This window comes from Gordonia sp. (in: high G+C Gram-positive bacteria), from assembly GCF_049299075.1.
Taxonomy (GTDB): Bacteria; Actinomycetota; Actinomycetes; order Mycobacteriales; family Mycobacteriaceae; genus Gordonia.
Window position 1 is genome coordinate 1 of sequence record NZ_JBAQWU010000537.1, and the last position, 2136, is coordinate 2136.

2 protein-coding genes are annotated in these 2136 nt (G+C 68.3%); both read right to left on the reverse strand.

Features of this window, described 5'->3' with window-relative positions:
• Window positions 1-171: 2-oxoglutarate dehydrogenase E1 subunit family protein (locus tag WAW85_RS17125; RefSeq protein WP_422560786.1), on the reverse strand; the 171-nt coding region annotated here is incomplete at its 3' end.
• A 161-nt stretch (window positions 172-332) separates the two neighbouring features.
• On the reverse strand, window positions 333-2136 hold a 1804-nt coding region (locus WAW85_RS17130; protein ID WP_422560785.1), incomplete at its 5' end, for an ABC transporter ATP-binding protein.

The window sequence follows — 2136 nt, forward strand, 5'->3', positions numbered from 1 at the left end:
GGCCGGTGCTGTGGCCGGAGCGGCGCCGTTCGCGGTGGACGGCGTGTACGACCTGAGCAACTCGTGCCAACTGGGATCGACCGAACTCGGGTCGGTCTGGAACCGCTGGTACATTTCCTCGACCAGCCATTCGTTCTGTCCGTAATCGGTTTCCGAAGGGGAACTGCTCACAGCGTTGTCTCGCCTCTTAGTGTTCGAGTTGTGTCGGGGCCGTGGCCGCCCGCAGGGTGCTAGCACCCTGGTACGACCAACAGTTGATCGTACGCTTCAATGCGCTCGTCTGTCGGGTTCTTTGGCTGGTCCCTGGCTGACTGGCGAGTAAGTGGGGAACATCACGCCCCGGGGTCATCGTCGGGTTCCACACCCGCCGCCCAGAGGGTCGCGTAGGCGCCGCCGGCGGCCAGGAGCTCGTGGTGGGTACCGGATTCGACGATCCGCCCGTCGGCGACGACGGCGATGCGGTCCGCGCGGGCGGCGGTCGCCAGTCGATGGGCGACGATCACGGCGGTGCGCCTGCGTTGCAATGCCGCGCTGGCGGCGAGCACCTGGGCCTCGGTGGCCTGATCGAGGGTGGCGGTGGCCTCGTCGAGCAGGATCAGTTCGGGTTCGACGAGTTCGGCGCGGGCCAACGCGATCAACTGACGCTGGCCCGACGAGAGGCTGCGACCCCGTTCGGAGATCGCGAAGTTCATCCCGCCGGGTAGCTCGGCAATCACTCGTGCCGCACCCACCCGGCGCGCCGCGTCGGCGATCTGCTGGCGGGTGGCACCGGGCCGACCGTAGGCGATGTTGGCGGCGACGGTGCCAGCGAAGAGGTGCGCCTCCTGCGGGACGACGCCGAGAGTGGAGCGGTACCGGTGCAGATCGTGATCGCGCAGATCGATGCCGTCGGCGCGAACCGATCCCGCGGACGGATCGTAGAAGCGCGCGAGGAGCTTGACGATGGTCGATTTGCCCGCGCCGGTCGGACCAACCAGTGCCAGCGAGGTGCCCGGCGGCACCTGCAGGTTGATGTCGGTGAGCGCGTCCCTACTCGCGCCCGCGTAGCGGAAGCTGACGTCGTCGAGGCGGACGTCAGTTCCGACGCCGACGGCGTTGGTATCGGAACCTCTCGTAGTGGACCCCCCTGGACCGGAACCCTCTGGAATGGAACTGGGCGTGGCGAGCAGGTCGCCGATCCGACGCAGACCGACCACCGCCTGCTGATAGGCGTCGAAGACACTGGTCAGCTGCTGGACCGGGCCGAAGAGCATGGCGAGGTAGAGGACAAAGGCGACCAGGGTGCCAGCCGAGAGCTGGCCGGACGTGATCTGCTGCGCGCCGACGCCGATCGCCACCGCCGCGGCGACGTCCGCGCACAGCATGATGAACGGGAAGTACACCGCCACCGCGCGCTGTGAGGTCATGCGCGCGTCCACCCAGGCGTCGCTGAGCTCGCCGAAGTGCACTTGCGCGACGGAGGTATGCCGGTAGGCCCGAGTGGTGGCCAGACCGCCGATGTTCTCCTGGAAGTCGGCGTTCACCGTGGCGGCCAGTTCCCGGGTCCGGGTGTATGCACGGCCGGAGACGCGCCGGAACCAGACGGTGGCGACGGCGAGGATCGGGAATACCGGCAGGACGAGCAAGCCGAGATGCCAGTCGGTGAACAGCAGGGCGGCGAACACGCCGATCACGGTGAGCACAGCAACCGCTGCCGACGTCAGGCCGGTCTGGAGGAAACCGGAGAGGGCGTCGACGTCGGTCGTCATCCGGGTCATGATGCGCCCGGACAGTTCGCGTTCGTAGTAGTCCAAACCCAGTCGCTGCAGGTGGGCGTAACTGCGCACCCGCAGGGCATAGAGGACGCGTTCGCCGACGCGAGCAGAGAGCAGTGTGCTCGCCGCACCCACCACCCAGCCGGCCGCCACCACGGAAAATCCGACGACCGTGGCGATCGTGATGAGGTGGCCGTCGTGATCGGCGGCCGCATCGAGGACGATCCGGGTCAGGGAGGGAAAGGCCAGACCGAGCAGGGTCTCCGCAGCGACGGCGAGCAAGACGAGCGCGAACAGCCGCCGCACCGGGTGCAGAATCTGCCGCAGCGAGAACCCGGATCGGTCGGCGCGGGCGGCGGCGACGTCGACGTTCGGGTCCTCC